16 protein-coding genes are annotated in these 17,235 nt (G+C 73.8%); 12 read left to right on the top strand and 4 right to left on the bottom strand.

The genetic code is table 11. The features are described 5' to 3' along the window. Positions 1-3: 3 nt before the first annotated feature. Both gshB and G5B56_RS04955 read left to right on the top strand, forming a co-directional pair. The gene (gene gshB, locus G5B56_RS04960) at positions 4-951 is read left to right on the top strand and encodes a glutathione synthase (RefSeq protein ID WP_164962505.1); all 948 of its coding nucleotides are present in this window, start codon (positions 4-6) and stop codon (positions 949-951) included. Between the two features lie 193 nt (positions 952-1,144). Continuing rightward, a complete protein-coding gene (locus G5B56_RS04955) occupies positions 1,145-3,058 on the top strand; it encodes an ATP-binding cassette domain-containing protein (protein WP_164962504.1) in 1,914 nt (637 codons plus the stop codon). A gap of 83 nt (positions 3,059-3,141) precedes the next feature. Here the strand turns inward: G5B56_RS04955 and G5B56_RS04950 are convergent, their stop codons facing one another. Then, positions 3,142-3,888 (bottom strand): hypothetical protein, encoded by a 747-nt coding sequence (locus tag G5B56_RS04950; protein WP_230247267.1) that lies wholly within the window; start codon positions 3,886-3,888, stop codon positions 3,142-3,144. 64 nt (positions 3,889-3,952) lie between these two features. Next, positions 3,953-5,359 carry a PLP-dependent aminotransferase family protein gene (locus G5B56_RS04945; protein WP_009857427.1) on the bottom strand — a complete coding sequence of 469 codons (1,407 nt, stop codon included), beginning with the start codon at positions 5,357-5,359 and terminating at the stop codon, positions 3,953-3,955. Positions 5,360-5,461: 102 nt separating this feature from the next. Here G5B56_RS04945 and G5B56_RS04940 point away from each other — a divergent pair, with 102 nt between their 5' ends. The 4 genes from G5B56_RS04940 to G5B56_RS04925 are packed head-to-tail and all read left to right on the top strand — an operon-like array spanning position 5,462 to position 9,167. Continuing rightward, the gene (locus tag G5B56_RS04940; RefSeq protein ID WP_009857426.1) at positions 5,462-6,433 is read left to right on the top strand and encodes a DMT family transporter; all 972 of its coding nucleotides are present in this window, start codon (positions 5,462-5,464) and stop codon (positions 6,431-6,433) included. Then, positions 6,430-7,599, top strand: a complete 1,170-nt coding sequence (locus G5B56_RS04935; RefSeq protein WP_009857425.1) for a PLP-dependent aminotransferase family protein — start codon at positions 6,430-6,432, stop codon at positions 7,597-7,599. Before G5B56_RS04940 ends, G5B56_RS04935 begins: the two co-directional genes overlap by 4 nt. Then, positions 7,596-8,429, top strand: coding sequence for a PhzF family phenazine biosynthesis protein (locus G5B56_RS04930; protein WP_009857424.1), 834 nt, complete (start codon positions 7,596-7,598; stop codon positions 8,427-8,429). The genes G5B56_RS04935 and G5B56_RS04930 overlap by 4 nt, the downstream gene beginning before the upstream one ends. Positions 8,430-8,438: 9 nt before the next feature. Further along, positions 8,439-9,167, top strand: a complete 729-nt coding sequence (locus tag G5B56_RS04925; RefSeq protein WP_009857423.1) for an alanyl-tRNA editing protein — start codon at positions 8,439-8,441, stop codon at positions 9,165-9,167. Positions 9,168-9,244: 77 nt separating this feature from the next. Here the strand turns inward: G5B56_RS04925 and G5B56_RS04920 are convergent, their stop codons facing one another. Beyond that, on the bottom strand, positions 9,245-9,700 hold the full coding sequence (locus G5B56_RS04920; RefSeq protein ID WP_164962503.1) for a cytochrome c: 456 nt from the start codon (positions 9,698-9,700) through the stop codon (positions 9,245-9,247). A gap of 190 nt (positions 9,701-9,890) precedes the next feature. Between G5B56_RS04920 and G5B56_RS04915 the strand changes: the two genes are divergently transcribed. From G5B56_RS04915 to G5B56_RS04895, 5 genes are read left to right on the top strand one after another with little or no spacing between them, the layout of a single operon-like run. Further along, on the top strand, positions 9,891-10,583 hold the full coding sequence (locus tag G5B56_RS04915) for a cytochrome b/b6 domain-containing protein (protein WP_009857421.1): 693 nt from the start codon (positions 9,891-9,893) through the stop codon (positions 10,581-10,583). 4 nt (positions 10,584-10,587) lie between these two features. Further along, positions 10,588-11,103 carry a GNAT family N-acetyltransferase gene (locus tag G5B56_RS04910; RefSeq protein WP_009857420.1) on the top strand — a complete coding sequence of 172 codons (516 nt, stop codon included), beginning with the start codon at positions 10,588-10,590 and terminating at the stop codon, positions 11,101-11,103. Positions 11,104-11,107: 4 nt separating this feature from the next. Continuing rightward, on the top strand, positions 11,108-11,959 hold the full coding sequence (locus tag G5B56_RS04905) for an aldose 1-epimerase (RefSeq protein ID WP_164962502.1): 852 nt from the start codon (positions 11,108-11,110) through the stop codon (positions 11,957-11,959). 4 nt (positions 11,960-11,963) lie between these two features. Further along, positions 11,964-12,842: an SMP-30/gluconolactonase/LRE family protein gene (locus G5B56_RS04900; protein WP_164962501.1), complete on the top strand. Its 879-nt coding sequence runs from the start codon at positions 11,964-11,966 to the stop codon at positions 12,840-12,842. Then, positions 12,839-14,416, top strand: a complete 1,578-nt coding sequence (locus G5B56_RS04895) for a glycerol-3-phosphate dehydrogenase/oxidase (RefSeq protein ID WP_164962500.1) — start codon at positions 12,839-12,841, stop codon at positions 14,414-14,416. Before G5B56_RS04900 ends, G5B56_RS04895 begins: the two co-directional genes overlap by 4 nt. On the opposite strand, the gene G5B56_RS04890 is transcribed toward G5B56_RS04895, so the two are convergent. Next, on the bottom strand, positions 14,417-16,546 hold the full coding sequence (locus G5B56_RS04890; RefSeq protein WP_164962499.1) for a protein-disulfide reductase DsbD: 2,130 nt from the start codon (positions 16,544-16,546) through the stop codon (positions 14,417-14,419). A 201-nt stretch (positions 16,547-16,747) separates the two neighbouring features. Here G5B56_RS04890 and G5B56_RS04885 point away from each other — a divergent pair, with 201 nt between their 5' ends. Next, a complete protein-coding gene (locus tag G5B56_RS04885; protein WP_164962498.1) occupies positions 16,748-17,224 on the top strand; it encodes an ATP synthase subunit I in 477 nt (158 codons plus the stop codon). Positions 17,225-17,235 lie beyond the last annotated feature (11 nt).

The raw sequence follows: 17,235 nt of genomic DNA, 5'->3' as shown, positions 1-17,235 counted from the left end.
TGCATGGACCTGCTCTTCGTCGCCGACCCGCTGGAAGGCTTCAAGACCACCAAGGACAGCACCTTCGCGATGATGCGCGAGGCCGCGCGCCGCGGCCACGGCCTGCTGCACTGCGAAGCGCGTGCGCTGCGCTGGCACAGCGGCGGCAGCGTCGTCGCGACGACGCGCCGCATCGAACTCACCGGCGACGCACACGACTGGTTCCGCGTCGTCGAGACCGCCGAGACGCGCGTCGCCGACACCGGCGCCGTGCTGATGCGCCAGGACCCGCCGTTCGACAGCGAATACTTCTACGCCACGCACCTGCTCGGCCAGGCCGAACGCGAAGGTGCGCGTGTCTTCAACAAGCCGGCGGCGCTGCGCGATCACCCCGAGAAGCTGGCGATCATGGAGTTCCCGCAGTTCACGCCGCCGACGCTGGTGACCCGCGACGCCGCGGCGGTGCGCGCCTTCCATGCCGAGCACCGCGACATCATCCTGAAGCCGCTGGATGGCATGGGCGGCATGGGCATCTTCCGCGTCGGCGCCGACGGCCTGAACCTGGGCAGCATCATCGAGACGCTGAACGCCGGCGGCACGCAGACGCTGATGGTCCAGCGCTACCTGCCCGAGATCGTGCAGGGCGACAAACGCGTGCTGATCATCGGTGGCAAGCCGGTGCCGCACGTGCTGGCGCGCATCCCGCAGGGCAGCGAGATCCGCGGCAACCTGGCCGCCGGCGGCAAGGGCGTGGCCCAGCCGCTGACGCCGCGCGACCGCGAGATCGCCGAGGCGCTGGGCCCGGTGCTGGCGGCACGCGGGCTGCTGCTCGTCGGCCTGGACGTCATCGGCGAGCGCATCACCGAGATCAACGTCACCAGCCCGACCTGCTTCCAGGAGATCCAGCAGCAGACCGGCTTCGACGTCGCGGCGATGTTCGTCGACGCGCTGGAGGCGGCGCTGGCGGGGTGAGTCTGGCCGGCGGGGTCTAGCGGCCGGCGGGGTCTAGCTGAGCGGCCGGCGGGGTCAGGTCTCGCAAGACCTGACCCCGGACTTCTAGACCTGACCCCAGACTTCTGCGAGACCTGACCCCGGACTTCCGAGCGGCCGACGGGGTCAGGTCTCTCGAGACCTGACCCCGGACTCGAGCGGCGACAATCCCGCCATGGCCCTGATCACCCTCGCCGACGCCCACCTCGCGTACGGCCACGTGCCGCTGCTCGACGGCGCGGCCCTTGCCCTCGAAGCCGGCGAACGCCTGGCGCTGATCGGGCGCAACGGCGCCGGCAAGTCCTCGCTGCTGAAGATCCTCGCCGGCCTGGAGAAGGCCGACGACGGCACGCTGCAGCTGCAGACCGGCGTGCGCCGCGTCTACGTCGCCCAGGAGCCGGTGTTCGAGGCCGGCAGCACGGTCTTCGACGCCGTCGCCGAAGGCGTGGCCGAAGCGCGCGAGTTGCGTGCGCGCTTCGAGGCCCATGCGGCAGGGGATGACCTGGACGCGCTGCAATCGCGCATCGAGGCGCTGGACGGCTGGACCTGGGAGCAGCGCGTCGACGAGGCGCTGCAGCGCCTGCAGCTGGCGCCCGAGGCCCGCGTCGACGCGCTGTCCGGCGGCATGAAGAAACGCGTCGCGCTGGCGCGCGCGCTGGTCGCCGCGCCCGACGTGCTGCTGCTCGACGAGCCGACCAACCACCTCGACATCGACGCCATCGAGTGGCTGCAGGACCTGCTGACCGGCTGGCGCGGCTCGGCCGCCGGGGCGCGCGGCGCGATCGTCTTCATCTCGCACGACCGCGCCTTCATCGACGCGGTGGCCACGCGCATCGTCGAGCTCGACCGCGGCCAGCTGCGCAGCTACCCGGGCAACTTCGCCGCCTTCGAGGCCGCCAAGCAGCGTGAACTCGAAGCCGAGGCGCTGGCCAACGCCCGCGCCGACAAGCTGCTAGCGCAGGAGGAGGTCTGGATCCGCAAGGGCGTCGAGGCGCGACGCACACGCAGCGTCGGCCGCGTCGCGCGCCTGGTGAGGCTGCGCGAACAGCGCCGCGCGCGCCGCGAGGTGCTGGGCCAGGTGCGGCTGGAGCTCGACGCCGGCCTGCCGCCGGGCAAGATCGTCGCCGAGCTGCAGGACGTGACGATGCGCTACGGCGAGCGCACGCTGATCGAACGTTTCACCGCCACCATCCTGCGCGGCGACAAGGTGGGCCTGATCGGCCCCAACGGCGTCGGCAAGACGACGCTGCTGAAGCTGATCCTCGGCCAGCTGGAGCCGACCTCGGGCAGCGTGCGCCGCGGCACCAACCTGCAGGTCGCGTACTTCGACCAGATGCGCGCCGGGCTGGACCTGGACGCGACGCTGGCCGACACGATCAGCCCGGGCAGCGAGTGGGTCGAGTTCGGCGGCACGCGCAAGCACGTCAAGAGCTACCTCGGCGACTTCCTGTTCTCGCCGGAACGTGCCAACTCGCCGGTGCGCACGCTGTCCGGCGGCGAGCGCAACCGCCTGCTGCTGGCGCGGCTGTTCGCGCTGCCGGCCAACGTGCTGGTGCTCGACGAGCCGACCAACGACCTGGACATCGACACGCTGGACCTGCTGGAGGAACTGCTGCAGGGCTACGCCGGCACCGTCTTCCTCGTCAGCCACGACCGGCGCTTCCTCGACGACGTCGTCACCAGCACGATCGCCTGGGAAGGCGACCCGGCCTGGGGCGGGCGCCCGGGGCTGTGGCGCGAGTACGAAGGCGGCTACGAGGACTGGAAGATCCAGCGCGCACGCTCGCGCGCTGCCGCCGAAGCCGCGGCGCCGCCGCCACCGGCGCCGGCCGCCGCCCCCGCGCCGCGGCCGGCGGCGGTGCGCACCAAGCTCAGCTACAAGGAGCAGCGGGAGCTGGACGCGCTGCCCGCACGCATCGAGGCGCTGGAGGCCGAGCAGAAGCAGATCGCCGAGCGCCTGGCCAGCAGCGAGCTCTACGTCAAGGAGCCGCAGGCCGTCGCCGGGCTGCAGGCCCGCCACGACGAGATCGAGACCGAGCTGATGGCGGCGCTGGAGCGCTGGGAGACGCTGGCCTCGTTCGGTGGCTGAGGCTGGACGCAGGACGCCGGAAGGCGTCGTGCGCCTGCCGAGGGCCCGAGCGCGATTGCACGCGCGAGGGCTGAGCAGCAGACTCAGAACCAGCCGTCGCCGCCGGCGGCCGGATGGGTGCGCGAGACGATCAGCCCGGCTTGCAGGTACAGGCCGTTGAGCAGGCGCATCGCGCGGCCGCGGTCGAAACCCGGCCATTCGGCGATCTCGCGCAGCAAGCTCGCCGATCGCCGCAGCCGGTGCACCGCTGCGGCCTGGGTGCCGGCCATCTTCAGCGCCGACAGGTCCGCGCCCGGCGCCAGACGGTAGGCCGCGGGGCCGGCGATCTCGGGCAGCAGCTCCTCGCGCGCGCCGTGCAAGGCCAGTTCCCACAGCAGCGGACCCAGCGGCGCGTGGCATTCGGCCTCGCCGACACGCGCCCGGTCGGGGTCGCCAGGCGGGCGCAGCAGCGCCGGCTCGACGTGCAGCACACGCAGCGCGGTCGGGTCGCCGGCCAGCAGCTCGGCCGGCGCCACCGGGGTGTGCACCAGGCGCTGCGCCGGGAACACCGTCAGCGGCACGACACGCTGCCCGTCCTGCAGGTGCAGCAGCAGCGCGCGGCCGTGGCGCACGCAGGCGGCCAGCACCTCGAGCACCTCCAGCCCGTCGGCGTCGTGGGCATCGAAACGCAGCAGGTCCTGCAGCAGCGACGGGTTCAGCCCGGACAGCCGGCTGGCCCCGGCGTCGACGTCGGGGCGCCGGGAGATCTCGTCGAGGTAACGTCGGAACGCGCTGACGCTCAGCAGGTCGGGGACACCTGCCGGCAGCGTGGACTCGAACATGCCGCTCATGCCCGCCTCACTCGGAAGCCGTGGGACCGATGGTACGGACGCCCGGTGACAAGTGGAACGCCCATCAGCCGGCACGCGACAGCTGCTGCAGGCGCTGCCAGAAGCCCGGCTCCGACGAGGTGGCGAAGTTCACCCGCATCAGCGTCGTCGGCCGCCGCGTCGGATGGAAGAGCACGCCCGGCGCCGTCAGCCAGCCTTCGTCGAGCAAGTTCTGAGCCACTCGCTCGGTGTCGGCGCCGACGTCGATCCAGCCGAACAGGCCCTGCGGCGGCGTGACGAAACGGCAGCCCGCCGCCTCGGCCAGCGCCACGACCCGGTTGCGCGCGACCTCCAGCCGCGTGGTGATGCGCTCGGCATGGCGGCGCAGCAGGCCCTGCGACAGGCACCAGGCCAGCGCGTGTTCCAGCGGCCCCGGCGTGCCCAGCGAGCCGAGCAGCTTGGTGTCGATGAACCGTTCGACCAGCGCCGGCGCCGCGGCGACGAAACCGACGCGCCACTGCGGCGTCAGGATCTTCGAGAAACCCGAGACGTAGACCGTGCGCCGCAGACCGTCGAGCTGCGCCAGGCGCGGCGCGTGGGCCGGTGCCAGCCAGGCGTAGGTGTCGTCCTCGACGACGACGAAGTCGTGGGCCTCGGCCAGGCGCAGCACCTGGTGCGCGGCGGCCGCGGTCAGCGAGGTGCCGGTCGGGTTGTGCAGCACCGAGACGGTGACGTACAGCCGCGGCCGGTGCTCGCGCGCCAGCGCCTCCATCGCCGCCAGGTCGGGGCCGTCGGCAGCACGCGGCACCGGCAGCAGGCGCATGCCGGCGGCCGTCAGGCGCGCGAACTCGACCGACCAGCCGGGCTCGTCGACCAGCACCGCGTCGCCCGGGCGCAGCAGCGTGCGCGAGACGATGTCCAGCCCGTGCGTCGCGCCGATCGAGGTCATGATCTGCGCCGGCGACGCGGCGATGCCCAGGTCGGCCAGGCGCTGCGCCAGCGCCTCGCGCAGCGCGGCGTCGCCGGCCGGCTCGCCGTAGCGCAGCCAGGCGCCGGTGTCGCCGCCGCCCAGGCGGCGCAGCGCACGCTGCAGCAGTTCGCCGTCCAGCCACTCCTGCGGCAGCGTGCCCATGCCGGGCGCCGGCCGGCCCGACTGCGCCTGGAACATGCTGCGGATCAGCGCCGTGGCGTCCACCGGCAGCGGCATCGGCGCCGCGGCGCGCGACGCGGGCAGCGCGCGCGCCGGCTGCGTCTCGCGCACGAAAAAACCACGCTGCGGCCGGGCCTCGACCAGGCCGCGCGCCTGCAACCGCTCGTAGGCGCCGACGACGGTGCTGGCGCTGACACGGTGCCGGCGCGCGCAGTCGCGCACCGACGGCAGGCGTGCGCCCGGCGCCAGCAGGCGCTGGGTGATGCGCTCGGTGAAACGGGCGGCCAGTTGTTCGGCCAGCGTCTCGCCGGCGGCGCGCGCCAGCACGGGGGTCTCGTCCATCGCCGTCGGTGGCTGTATCGGTGGCGACATCGATACAGATCGTGGTTGTGTACCGGGAAAGTGTACTGACACTGTGCTGCTTGTCGACCCTAGACTGCGGCCATGACGATGCCGCCCCCTGCCCGAGACGCCCGCCGCGGCCTGTGGCTGGGTCTGCTCGCCGTCGTCGTCTTCGGCATGACGCTGCCGGTGACGCGGCTGGCGGTCGGCGACGCGTCCGACCCGCAGCTGCCGCCGGGTTTCGTCACCGCCGCACGCGCGGCGATCGCCGGGCTGTGCAGCGCGGCCTATCTGCTGGCGGTGCGCGCCCGGCCGCCGCGGCGCTCGCTGTGGCCGGCGCTGGCGGTCTGCGCCGCCGGCTCGGTGGTCGGGTTCCCGCTGTTCAGCGCGCTGGCGCTGCGCCAGGTCGACGCGATGCACGCCGCCGTCATCAGCGGCGTGCTGCCGCTGGCCACCGCCGTCGTCGCCGCGATCTGGCTGCGCCAGCGGGCATCGGCGGGCTTCTGGGCTTGCGCCGTGGCCGGCTGCGCGCTGGTGCTGGGCTTTGCCGCCTGGAGCGGCCACGGCCGCGTGCAGGCGGCCGACGGGCTGCTGCTGCTGGCCTTGTTCAGCGCTGCGGCGAGCTACGTCGCCGGCGCACGGGTCTCGCTGGAGATCCCGCCGGCGCAGACCGTCTGCTGGGCGCTGCTGTTCATGCTGCCGCTGACACTGCCGGCCGCGCTGCTGCAGTGGCCGGCCGCGCCGGTGCGCGCCGGCGCCTGGGCGGCGCTGGGCTACGTCGCGCTGTTCTCGATGTGGCTGGGCTTTTTCGCGTGGTACCGTGGCCTGGCCCTGGGCGGCGTGCTGCGTGTCAGCCAGGTGCAGCTGCTGCAGCCTTTCGTCGCCCTGCTGGCCGCCGTGCCGCTGCTGGGCGAGACCCTGGATGCGGCCACCGTCGGCTTCGCCGCCGCGGCGGTGGGCCTGGTGGCGCTGGGGCGCCGCTTCTCGGCGGCACCCGCGGCCGCGCCCCGCGCGCCGTCGCCGGCATGGCCGCCGGCCGAACCCGATCCCGAACCTGGAGCAATGATCCGATGAGCTGGCAGATGGCCCGCCGCGCCGAGCGGCTGAATCCTTCGACGATCCGCGAGATCCTGAAGCTGACCGAGAAGCCGGGCATCGTCTCGCTGGCGGGCGGCCTGCCGGCGGCCGACGGTTTCCCGGTCGAGGCGATGGCCGAGGCCACCGCCCGCGTCTTGCGCGACAGCGGCCGCGAAGCGCTGCAGTACGCCGCCAGCGAAGGCTACGGTCCGCTGCGCGAATGGATCGCCACGCGCCTGGCGGCGCAGGGCCTGGACGCCGATCCGGCGCGCATCCTCGTCACCACCGGCTCGCAGCAGGGGCTGGACCTGGTCGGCAAGGTGATGATCGACCCGGGCAGCCGCGTCGCCGTCGAGTCGCCCACCTACCTCGGCGCGCTGCAGGCCTTCAACGCCTACGAGCCCGAGTTCGTCGCCGTCGACGGTGACGATCAGGGCCCGCGCCCGGAAGGTCTGGCGGCCGTTGCCGGCGCCCGTTTCATCTATCTGCTGCCCAACTTCCAGAACCCGAGCGGCCGCTGCCTGAGCGACGAGCGCCGGCGTGCGCTGGCCGCCGCGGCGGCGGCTGCCGGCCTGCCGATCGTCGAGGACAACCCCTACGGCGACCTCTGGTACGACGAAGCGCCGCCGGCGCCGGTGTCGGCACACGCCGGCGACAACGCGCTCTACCTGGGCTCGTTCTCCAAGGTGCTGGCGCCGGGCCTGCGGCTGGGCTGGATGCTGGCGCCGCGCGCGCTCTTCCCCAAGCTGCTGCAGGCCAAGCAGGCCGCCGACCTCCACACGCCGGGTTTCAACCAGCGCATCGTGCACGAGGTCGTGAAGGACGGCTTCCTGGACCAGCACGTGCCGACGATCCGCGCGCGTTACGCCGCGCACCGCGACGCGATGCGCGCCGCGCTGGAAACACACCTGCCCGCCGGCTGCCGCTGGCAGGTGCCCAACGGCGGCATGTTCTTCTGGGTCGAGCTGCCGGCCGGCCTGGACGCGACGGCGCTGCTGCCGGCCGCGGTGGCCGCCGGCGTCGCCTACGTGCCGGGCGCGCCGTTCTTCGCCGACGGCGGCCACACCAACACGCTGCGGCTGAGTTTCGTCACCGTGTCGCCGGAGCAGATCGAACGCGGCATCGCGCTGCTCGGCGAGGTGCTGAAGGAGGCGGCGAAATGACCACACGCCGCTTCCACCAGGTCGACGTCTTCGCCGCCGAGGCGACCCAGGGCAACCCGCTGGCCGTCGTGCACGACGCCGACGGGCTGGACGACACGCAGATGGCCGCGTTCGCGCGCTGGACCAACCTGTCCGAAACGACCTTCCTGCTGCCGCCCACCGAGCCGGGCGCCGACTACCGGGTGCGCATCTTCACGCCCGGCGGCGAGCTGCCGTTCGCCGGCCATCCGACGCTGGGCAGCGCCTGGGCCTGGCGTGCCGCCGGCGGCACGCCGCGTGAAGCCGGGTTCGTCGTCCAGCAGTGCGGCATCGGCCTCGTGCGGCTGCGCCAGGCCGGCGGCCGGCTGGCGTTCGCGGCACCACCGCTGCTGCGCAGCGGCCCGGCCGACGCGCCGACGCTGGCGCAGGCCGTGCACGCGCTGGGCGTGGCGCCGGAGGACGTCGTCGGCCACCAGTGGGTGGTCAACGGCCCCGAGTGGCTGGCGATCCGGCTGCGCACACGCGCCCAGGTGCTGGCGCTGAAGCCCGACATGGCGGCGATGGGGCGGCTGAAGCTCGGCGTCGTCGCCGTCGACGACGACGGCGAGACCGCCGCCGAGGTGCGCGCCTTCGTGCCCGGCATCGGTGTCGCCGAAGACCCGGTGACCGGCAGCCTGAACGCCGGGCTGGCGCTGTGGCTGATCGGCAGCGGCGTGCTGCCCGGGCGTTATGTCGCCGCGCAGGGCACGGCGCTGGGGCGCGCCGGGCGGGTGCACGTCGAATCCGACGGCGACACGGTCTGGATCGGCGGCGAGGTCACGCCCTGCATCGAAGGCCGCGTCACGCTCTGAAGGGACCGCATGCAACCCACCGAAGAACTGTTCCGCGACGACGCGACGCTGGCCGAATGCGACGCGACGGTGCTGGCCGTCGAGACCGACGGCGGCATCGTGCTCGACCGCACGGTGTTCTACCCGCAAGGCGGCGGCCAGGCCGGCGATGCCGGCGAGCTGCTCGCCACCGACGGCCGCCGCGTCGCCATCGCCGACACACGCAAACACCCCGAGCACCCGGGCGTCGTCGTGCACCGCGCGGCCGAAGGCGCCGACCTGTCGTGGCTGGCGCCGGGCACCGCCGTGCGCGCGGCGATCGACGTCGCGCGCCGCCAGGCGCACCGGCGGTTCCACAGCGCGACGCATCTGCTGTGTGCGCTGGTGCCGCAGCCGGTGGACGGCTGCTCGATCACCGCCGGCTACGCGCGGCTCGACTTCCACATGACCGAGCCGCTGGACAAGGACCTGCTCGGCGCCGGCCTGGCGCGCCTGGTCGCCGAGGCGCGGCCGGTGCACACCCGCTGGATCTCGGAGGACGAGCTCGACGCCAACCCGCAACTCGTGCGCAGCATGAGCGTGCAGCCGCCGCGCGGCCAGGGCCGCGTGCGCCTGGTCGAGATCGAGGGCCTGGACCTGCAGCCCTGCGGCGGCACGCACGTCGCCAACACGGCCGAGATCGGCGCCGTCGTCGTGACCAAGATCGAGAAGAAATCAGCCAAGACGCGGCGCGTCGTGCTCGGCTTCGCGGACACCTGAAACGAAATCGGCGAAGCGGGCCGGAACCTCGCTTCGCCGACGGGCGTGGGATCAGCGGCGCCGCAGCGCCGCGGCGATCACTTTTCCTTGAACTTGTCGTGGCAGCCCTTGCACGAGCCGCCGGTCTCGCCGACCGCGGCCTTGATCTGGGCGAAGTCACCGGTCTTGCCGGCCGCGTCGAGCTTGTCGATCGCGGCGACGTACTTGTCGGCGGCGGCCTTGAAGCCGGCGGCGTCGCTCCAGACAGCGGCCTTGGCTTCGGTGCCATGGCCCTTGTCGGTGCCCGGGCCGAAGGCCGTCAGCGGCAGCTTGGCCAGCGTCGAGACGATCGCGATGTTCTCGGCGGCGACCTTGGCATCGAACGGCGCCTTGCCCTGGGCCATCGCGGCAACGCGGCCGAAGTGGCTGGCGATCAGCGTGAACGCGCTCTGGCGGTACTCGATCGCGTCACCGGGCTTCTGGAACTGCGCGGCGGCGGGCAGGGCGGTGACCAGGCCGGCCACGGCAGCGGCGGCGAGGGACATCTTTTTCATGCAGGCACTCCGTTGGGGTTATGCGTGAACGCTCGGGCACGGGGCCCGGCGGCGCGAGTCTAAAGCCCCCACGATCGATACCGCCCCGGGTTTCGACAAACTCGGCGCGGATCGCCGGCATTCGGCCGCGGCGCCCCGGGATGGGGTTATGGTTGCACCTCCCACCTCGAAGAAGGAGCCCCCGCACCCCATGGCCGCGCCCGACCTCTCGCCCCGCCCGACCCGCATCTGGGACCTGCCCACGCGCCTGTTCCACTGGGCGCTGGCCGCCTCGATCGTCGTCTGCTTCGTCAGCGGCAAGATCGGCGGCAACGCGATGGAGTGGCACTTCAAGGCCGGTTACGTCGCCTTCGGGCTGATCGCCTTCCGCCTCGCCTGGGGCCTGGTCGGCGGCCGCTGGTCGCGCTTCGTCAACTTCATCTACGCGCCCGGCACGGTCCTGCGCTACCTGAAGGGCCGCTCGCGGCCCGAGGAGATGATCGAGGTCGGCCACAACCCGCTGGGCAGCTTCTCGGTCTTCGCGCTGCTGGGCATCGTGTCGATCCAGGTCGCCACCGGCCTCGTCGCCGACGACGAGATCGCCAACACCGGGCCGCTGTGGCGTTTCGTCGAAAGCGAGACCGCGCTCGACGCCACGTCCTGGCACAAGGGGCCGGGACAGTGGATCATCATCGCCCTCGTGTCCCTGCACATCGCCTCGATCGTGTTCCACCGCCTGCGCGGCCACAACCTGGTGCTGCCGATGCTCACCGGCGACAAGCCGCTGCCCGCCGGCACGCCGGCCAGCGCCGACGGCTGGTCGCAGCGCCTGCTGGCGCTGGTGCTCGGCGCCGCGGCCTGGGCGCTGGTCAGCTGGGTGGTCTCGCTCGGCGCGCTGAACTGACGCCGTGGACACGCCCGACATCCAGCTCGTCGAACCCGCCGCCGGCGACGAGACCCTGCTGGACGCGGCACGCGAGATCCTGCGCGAATACGCCGAGGGCCTGGACATCGACCTGTGTTTCCAGTCCTTCGACGAGGAGCTGGCGCAGCTGCCCGGCGACTACGCCGCGCCGGACGGCGCGCTGCTGCTGGCGTTGGTCGACGGCCAGGTCGCCGGCTGCGGCGCGTTCCGCGCGCTGGCCGACGTCGACTACACCAACGCCTGCGAGATGAAGCGCCTGTACGTGCGGCGCGCCTTCCGCGGCTTCGGCATCGGCCGCATCGTCGCGCAGGCGCTGCTCGAACGTGCGGTGCAGGCCGGCTACTCCAACATGCTGCTCGACACGCTGGACGACATGGAGGCCGCGCGCGGCCTCTACGAGTCGCTCGGCTTCGAGGAGATCCCGCCCTACTACTACAACCCGATTCCGGGGGCGCACTACCTGCGCGCCGACCTGGCCGACGGTCTGACACGCTGGTGACCCGATGACCCCTTCCGCCCTCGAACTGCGCGCCGGCGAGCTGCGCCTGGCCCTTCGCCCCGACCTCGGCGGCGCTATCGCCGGCCTCTGGCTCGGCGAGCTGCCGGTGCTGCGCAGCACCGAGCCGGCCGAGCTGGCGAGTTCGCGCCTCGCCGCCTGCTACCCGCTGGTGCCCTACTCCAACCGCCTGGGCTACCGCCGCCTGCGCTGGCACGGCCACGACCACACGACCGCGCCGAACGAGGCCGGCAGCCCGCACTCGCTGCACGGCATCGCCTGGCAGCGCGGCTGGGAGGTGCTGGAGGCCGACGCCGCCAGCGCCACGCTGGGCCTGGTGCACCCCGGCGACTCGCACTGGCCGTTCGCCTTCGAGGTGCGGCAGCGTTTCGTGCTCGAGCCCGACGCGCTGAAGGTCTCGCTGGAACTGCGCAACACCGGCGCCGAGCCGCAGCCGGTCGGCCTGGGCTGGCACCCTTACTTCCCGAAGCGCGCGCGCAGCCGGCTGCATGCCGAGGTCGCCCAGCGCTGGGACAGCGACCCCAGCGGCCTGCCGACGCGCGCCGTGCCGCAGCCGGGCATCGACGCCGACGTCGCCCACCTGAGCTTCGACCACTGCTTCGACGGCTGGCGCGGGCCGGCGCGCATCCGCGACGAGAAGCTGTCGCTGCGCCTGACGTCGTCGATGTCGCGCCTGGTGGTCTACACGCCGCCGACCAAACCCTACTTCTGCGTCGAGCCGGTGAGCCACGTCAGCAACGCCGTGCACATGGCCGACCCGCTGGCCCACGGCCTGGTCGACGTCGCGCCGGGCGCCGGCACCGAAGCCTGGATGCGGCTGGACATCGCCCCCGTCTGAGGCCATGCAGGTCGACGCGCTGCCCGTCGCGCCCTGCGGCACCGGCGAGTCGCCGTTCTGGTGGCCCGAGCAGGGCGCGCTGTACTGGTGCGACATCCCGGGCCGGCGCGTGCACCGCTGGCGCGCGCGCGACGGCGTGCATGACAGCTGGGACCAGCCCGAAGACGTCGGCTGCATCGCGCCGCACCTGGACGGCGGCCTGATGCTGGCGCGCCGCGACGGCCTGTTCCGCCTGGACCTGGCCACCGGCGCGACGCAGCGCCTGGCGCCGCCGCCCTACGACCGCACCTCGCAGCGTTTCAACGACGGCAAGGCCGACCCGCAGGGCCGCTTCTGGGTCGGCACGATCTGCGAGCCGCGGCTGCCGCCGCGCGCCGCGCTGTACCGCTGGGCCGACGGCGCACTGGACCCGCAGCTCGACACCGCCAGCACCAGCAACGGCCTGGCCTGGAGCCCCGACGGAGCGACGATGTACTGGTGCGACACGCAGGCCCACCGCATCGAGGCCTTCGACTTCGACGCCAGCGACGGCTCGCTGTCGCGGCGCCGGGTCTTCCACCAGTTCCCGCCGAAGCCCGCCGACGGCTCGCTGGCCGGCTACGGCGGCCGGCCCGACGGCGCCGCGGTCGACGTCGAGGGCGGCTACTGGGTGGCGATGTACGAGGGCGCGCGGCTGCTGCGTCTCGCGCCCGACGGCCGCGTGCTGGCCGACCTGGCGCTGCCGGTGCGCTGCCCGACGATGCCGTGTTTCGGCGGTGCCGACCTGCGCACGCTGTACGTCACCAGCGCCATGCCCAAGGGCGACGCCGGCCCGCTGGACGGCCGTGTGCTGGCGCTGCGCGTGGACGTGCCCGGTTTGCCGGTGAACTTCGTGCACGCGTGAAGCCCGCCAACGAGGATCGCGCGCGCCGCTGGGCGCGCCTGAGCGAAACACGCGACTGGGACCTGGTCGTCGTCGGCGGCGGCGCCACCGGCCTGGGCGTGGCGCTGGACGCCGCGGCGCGCGGCTTCTCGGTCGCGCTCGTCGAGTCGCACGACTTCGCCCAGGGCACTTCGTCGCGTGCCACCAAGCTCGTGCACGGCGGCGTGCGCTACCTGGCGCAGGGCAACGTGAACCTGGTGCGCGAGGCGCTGCACGAACGCGCGGCGATGCTGTCCAACGCGCCGCACGTCGCCCAGCCGCTGCCCTTCGTGATGCCGGGCTACCACTGGTGGGAGCGCGGCTTCTACGGCACCGGGCTCAAGCTCTACGACGCGCTGGCCGGCGCACGCGGCCTGGGCGCCACCGAGTGGCTCGGCAGCGGGCAGGTGCGCACGCTGCTGCCCGGCGTGCAGCCCCGCGGGCTCTGGGGCGGCGTCAAGTACTGGGACGGCCAGTTCGACGACGCCCGCTACGCCGTGCTGCTGGCGCGCACCGCGGCCGCACGCGGCGCGGTCGTGCTGAACCACTGTGCCGCCGTCGCGCTGCAGCGCCGCGACGGCCGCGTGCACGGCGTCGTCGTGCGCGACGCCGAGACCGGCGCCGAGGCGACGCTGTCGGCGCGCTGCGTCGTCAACGCCGCCGGCGTCTGGGTCGACACGCTGCGCGAGCTGGACCGCGAGGCCGGCGCCGCGCCGCGCAAGCCGCTGGTCGCGCCCAGCCAGGGTGTGCACCTGGTCGTCGACCGCCGCTTCCTGCCCGGCACGCACGCGCTGCTGGTGCCCAAGACCGCCGACGGGCGCGTGCTCTTCGCCGTGCCCTGGCTGGGCAAGCTGATCCTCGGCACGACCGACACGCCGCGCGAGGACCTGGCGCGCGAGCCGCAGCCCTTCCCGGCCGAGGTCGACTTCATCCTGCGCGAGAGCGCGCGCTATCTGCAGCAGGCGCCGCGGCGCGAGGACGTGCGTTCGGTCTGGGTCGGCCTGCGCCCGCTGGTGCGCCACGAGGGCGAAGCCGGCGACACCAAGGCGCTGTCGCGCGAGCACACGGTGCTGGTGTCGCCCAGCGGCCTGGTCACCGTCACCGGCGGCAAGTGGACGACCTACCGCGCGATGGCCGAGGACGTGCTCGACCGCTGCATGGCGCAAGGCCTGCTGCCGCGCCGGCCGGCCGGCGCGACGGCACGGCTGCAGCTCGTCGGCGCGGCACCCGGGCGCTCGCTGACGGCACCGCCGGGTGAACACCTCTACGGCAGCGAAGCGGCGGCGCTGCGTGGGCTGCCGGGTGCGGAGCACTGGCTCTGGCGCGACGGCGACGGCGGCCTCAGCGAGGCGATGGTGCGTTTCGCCGCCCGCCACGAGGCGGCGCGCACGGTCGAGGACGTGCTGGCGCGGCGCTCGCGGCTGCTGTTCCTGGACGCCGCCGAGGCCGGCCGCCTGGCCGGCGTGGTGGCCACGATCCTCGGCGACGAGCTGGAGCGTGAACTCGACCCGGCGCCGTTCGAGGCGCTGGCCGCGCGCTACACGCGGCTGCCCTGATCAGGCCGGCGCGCCGACCGCCGGCAGTTCGGCCAGCATCTCGCGCACCTCGGCCGGGCTGAGGATCTCGCTCAGCACCCGCGGCGCAGCGCCGCCCGGCGTGTACAGCGCGTAGACCGGCACGCCGCTGCGGCCCAGGCGCGCCAGTTCGGCGGTGATCGCGGCGTCGCGGCGCGTCCAGTCGGCGCGCAGCAGCACCACGCCGCGGGCGCGGAACTCGGCCAGCACCTCGTCGCGCGCCAGCGTCGTGCGCTTGTTGACCTGGCAGGTCACGCACCAGGCGGCGGTGAAGTCGACAAAGACCGGCTTGCCCTCGGCCAGCGCCTGCGCGGCACGCTCGGCGCTCCAGGGCTGCCAGTCGGCTTCGACGGCAGCGGTGGCCGCCGGCGGCGCCTCGCGCCAGGCCGGCAGCGCCCAGGCCAGCGTCGCGCCGAACAGCGCCAGCGCCAGCAGGCCGAAGCCGGTGCGTGCCCGCACGCCGAGCGAACGCGACCCGAAGGCCCAGGCGGCGAAGGCCAGCGCGACCAGCAGCGCCAGCAGCGCCGCGGCACCGTCGATGCCCGTCTGCTGGCCCAGCACCCAGACCAGCCAGACCACGGTGGCGAACATCGGGAAGGCCATCACGACCTTGAAGTGCGCCATCCAGACCCCCGGGCGCGGCAGCGCGCCGGCCAGCCGCGGCCAGGCGCTGGCCAGCAGATAGGGCGCGGCCATGCCCAGGCCCAGCGCGGCGAAGACCGTCAGCGCCTGCGCCGGCGGCAGCGTCACCGCGACGCCCAGCGACGCGCCCATGAACGGCGCCGTGCACGGCGAGGCGACGGCGACGGCCAGCACGCCGGTCAGCAGCGAGTCGACCAGCGGATGGCGCGCGCGCGCCGCCGCCCAGGACGACGGCAGCACCGAGCCGAACTCGAAGACACCGGCCAGGTTCAGGCCGATCAGCGTGAACAGCAGGGCCAGCGCCGCGACGACTCCCGGCTGCTGCAGCTGGAAGCCCCAGCCGAGCTGCTCGCCGCCGGCGCGCAGCGCCAGCAGCAGGCCGGCCAGCGCGACGAAGGACACGACGACACCCAGGGTGTAGGCCAGGCCGCCGGCCAGCAGCTTGGCGCGGTCGTGCGCGTGGGCGGCGAAGCCCAGCACCTTCAGCGACAGCACCGGGAAGACGCAGGGCATCAGGTTCAGCAGCAGGCCGCCGCCGAAGGCCAGTGCGAGCGCCAGCGCCAGGGAGGTGTCGGCCGGCGGCGCGGCCGGCGGGGCCACGGCTTCGGCGCCCGCCCCAGCCTCGGCCACCGGCGGCCAGGCGCCGGCGACGGCGGCCGTGAGCTCCAGCCCGGCCGGCACGCCGTCGCGCACCAGCACCAGCTCCAGCGCCGGCGGCGCCTCGGTGCGCTGCGCGTCGATCTCCAGCCGCGCGGTCCAGGTCGAGCCCGACCACGAGGCCTGCGGCACGGCGGCGTTGCGCAGCGCGCCGGCGGTGGCCGGCAGCACGTCGAGCGCGGCGCCCTGCCAGTCGGCCGGCAGGCCCTGGACCTCGACGACGACGGCCTGGCCGTCGATGCGGGCGCTGGCCGTCGCGCCCGCAGCCGGCACCGGCCGCGCGGCCTCGGCGGCGGCGAACTCGGCGGCATGCGCCGCGATCGCCTGCTCGCGCGGCAGCGACAGCACGAAGTCGCCCGACTCGGGGATGCAGACCTCCTTGCAGACCAGCCACTCGGCGTGCAGCGTGACGTCGAGACGCTCGGCCTTGAAGCCGTCGGCGAGCGACAGCGGCACCGGCAGCAGCAGCGTGCCGTCGTAGCCGAAGTTCATCAGCGGCCCCACCGGCAGGCGCTGCGGCGTCGGCCAGCGGATGTCGCCGGCGGCAGCGCCTTCGGGCAGCGTCCAGGCGAAGGTCGTCGGCAGGCCCGAGTCACCCGGGTTCTTCCAGTAGCTGTGCCAGCCGGGCTGGTGGCGCAGCAGCAGGCCCAGCGCCATCGGCCGGCCGGCCCCCAGGCCCTCGGGCGCGTGGACGACGAGTTCGGCCCGCACCTGGGGGGTCGTCACGACCGCGCCGGGGGCCGCCGAGACGGGCGGCGCGGCCAGCGCGAGGACAAAGGCGGCGAGGGTCAGCAGCGGGCGCAGGAGCAGCATCGGATGACGGGCCGACGGCCGGGCCGTCGAGTGGGGCGCAGCAGGCGCCGAAGGGCCCGATTGTCCGCCAGCGCCCGCGCGCCCGAGGGCGCCGACCCGGCCTGCCGAAGGGCCGCCTTACAGCGTTTCCGGGTGTTCCGACTTGACCGGGGTTTATCCGTATAATGCGCCGGCTTTGCTGTCCGCATCCCCCGACTCACCATGGCGATCGACCGTAAATTGCAGGCCGACCCTTGGGAGGACGATGACGCGGCAGCCCTGGCTGCCTTCAAGCCGCTGACCCGCGAGCAAGCTCGTGCCCTGCGCCAGAAGAACCCGCTGCTGTCTCCGTGGCGGGTGATCCTTGCGCAGGTGGTGGTCGGCGTGGTGGTCGCGCTGCTCGCAGCGACGATCACGGGCCGCCTGGCAGCCGGATGGTCGGCGCTTTACGGCGCCGCCATCGTGGTCCTGCCGAGCGCCCTGATGGCGCGCGGTGCGACCAGCCGATTCAGCAGCATGTCGCCCGGCGCCGGTGTCGTCAGCTTCATGTTGTGGGAGTCGGTGAAGATCGCGGTCTCGGTCGCCATGCTGATGCTGGCGCCGAAGCTCGTGCAGGACCTGAACTGGCCGGCATTGCTGGCGAGTCTGGTGCTGTGCATCAAGACATACTGGGTCGCGCTCCTGTGGCGCGGCCGCTGACACGACGACAC

This window comes from Rubrivivax sp. JA1026 (genome assembly GCF_011065555.1).
GTDB classification, from domain to species: Bacteria; Pseudomonadota; Gammaproteobacteria; order Burkholderiales; family Burkholderiaceae_C; genus Rubrivivax; species Rubrivivax benzoatilyticus.
Note: the sequence above shows the minus strand (reverse complement) of the source record. Positions and strands in the feature narration are given on the sequence as shown.

Coding starts and splice junctions, on each gene's coding strand:
- G5B56_RS04890 (WP_164962499.1), bottom strand. CDS start 16,546: ATGCTGCTCCTGCGCCCGCTGCTGACCCTCGCCGCCTTTGTCCTCGCG.
- G5B56_RS04925 (WP_009857423.1), top strand. CDS start 8,439: ATGCAACCCACCGAAGAACTGTTCCGCGACGACGCGACGCTGGCCGAA.
- G5B56_RS04920 (WP_164962503.1), bottom strand. CDS start 9,700: ATGAAAAAGATGTCCCTCGCCGCCGCTGCCGTGGCCGGCCTGGTCACC.
- gshB (WP_164962505.1), top strand. CDS start 4: ATGGACCTGCTCTTCGTCGCCGACCCGCTGGAAGGCTTCAAGACCACC.
- G5B56_RS04905 (WP_164962502.1), top strand. CDS start 11,108: ATGACCCCTTCCGCCCTCGAACTGCGCGCCGGCGAGCTGCGCCTGGCC.
- G5B56_RS04950 (WP_230247267.1), bottom strand. CDS start 3,888: ATGAGCGGCATGTTCGAGTCCACGCTGCCGGCAGGTGTCCCCGACCTG.
- G5B56_RS04935 (WP_009857425.1), top strand. CDS start 6,430: ATGAGCTGGCAGATGGCCCGCCGCGCCGAGCGGCTGAATCCTTCGACG.
- G5B56_RS04885 (WP_164962498.1), top strand. CDS start 16,748: ATGGCGATCGACCGTAAATTGCAGGCCGACCCTTGGGAGGACGATGAC.
- G5B56_RS04915 (WP_009857421.1), top strand. CDS start 9,891: ATGGCCGCGCCCGACCTCTCGCCCCGCCCGACCCGCATCTGGGACCTG.
- G5B56_RS04930 (WP_009857424.1), top strand. CDS start 7,596: ATGACCACACGCCGCTTCCACCAGGTCGACGTCTTCGCCGCCGAGGCG.
- G5B56_RS04900 (WP_164962501.1), top strand. CDS start 11,964: ATGCAGGTCGACGCGCTGCCCGTCGCGCCCTGCGGCACCGGCGAGTCG.
- G5B56_RS04955 (WP_164962504.1), top strand. CDS start 1,145: ATGGCCCTGATCACCCTCGCCGACGCCCACCTCGCGTACGGCCACGTG.
- G5B56_RS04940 (WP_009857426.1), top strand. CDS start 5,462: ATGACGATGCCGCCCCCTGCCCGAGACGCCCGCCGCGGCCTGTGGCTG.
- G5B56_RS04945 (WP_009857427.1), bottom strand. CDS start 5,359: ATGGACGAGACCCCCGTGCTGGCGCGCGCCGCCGGCGAGACGCTGGCC.